This is a genomic window from Vibrio sp. 10N.261.52.A1 (assembly GCF_002876325.1).
GTDB lineage: Bacteria > Pseudomonadota > Gammaproteobacteria > Enterobacterales > Vibrionaceae > Vibrio > Vibrio chagasii.
On record NZ_MCYD01000216.1, the window covers coordinates 1 to 934 of the forward strand.

Sequence of the window (934 nt, forward strand, 5' to 3'; positions counted from 1 at the left end):
TTGTTACATAATCGAAATAAATGGCTAATTATAACAATGTCTCATAAAACAATGGCTTTAATGGTTCTGTCCTTATCCTCACTGTCACAGGCTTACACTATAGAGAATGATGAACCATTGCTGAAGTCATTGATTGAGCAGGGCATTATCTGTCCAGGCTTAAATTATGAGGAAAACCAAGAAGCTTTGCGTATCTATCTCAATGCCAAAGCAAATAAGAACCATCAGCCTAATCTCGATTTAAATAAAGATATAAAAAACCAACGTCAGGTAAATAAAGCACCAAAAGAGTGCATTAGACCAATATCGGTGAATAACACCGGTGAAGGAAGTTGATATTAATATCGACATGGAAATATAAAAAGGAAATGTAATGAAGATAATGAGAAAGACGTTGCTGGCTTCAGCAATGATTACTCTATTTAGCGTCAACAGTTATGCTAAAACACCTATTGATTTAGGTGTTGTTAATGAAGATAAGCTAATTGAAATGCTAGTAAGACAAGGCTTAGTTGATGAAAGCGCTAGCGATCAAGAAAAACACAGCGCCCTTGATCGTTACCTAAAAAATAAAATCAATTCGGGTTTTAAAGGTGATGCGCAATTTGGCAAGAAAGCCATGGAGCTGAGAGCAAAGATTCTAAAAGCCATCGAAAAAGAGTCCGGCGTCAAAAAAGCGAGTGTTTTCGCACTGGAAGTGGGTACCAAGCGCACGGACAAAGTACTCGCGCTGCTTGTCGACTTCCCTGATCTAAACTGGGACGATAACAAGCTCACTAAAGAGCACACGCAAATGCTCTACGAGAGCTACAACCCAGAACACTACCAAGAGTTACTGTTTTCTGATTCGGGCTATACCGGACCAAATGGTGAAAACTTAATCTCGATGCGCCAGTATTATCAAAGTGAGTCAGGCGACAGTTACAGTGTGGCG

General features: G+C 39.6%; 2 protein-coding genes. Both read left to right on the plus strand.

Annotated features, from left to right (window positions below):
* The first annotated feature begins 36 nt into the window (after nucleotides 1-36).
* Nucleotides 37-336: a hypothetical protein gene (locus BCT81_RS02835; RefSeq protein ID WP_102423186.1), complete on the plus strand. Its 300-nt coding sequence runs from the start codon at nucleotides 37-39 to the stop codon at nucleotides 334-336.
* 37 nt (nucleotides 337-373) lie between these two features.
* Nucleotides 374-934, plus strand: a 561-nt coding sequence (locus BCT81_RS02840) for an immune inhibitor A domain-containing protein (protein ID WP_198596833.1), incomplete at its 3' end; no start/stop codon positions are given.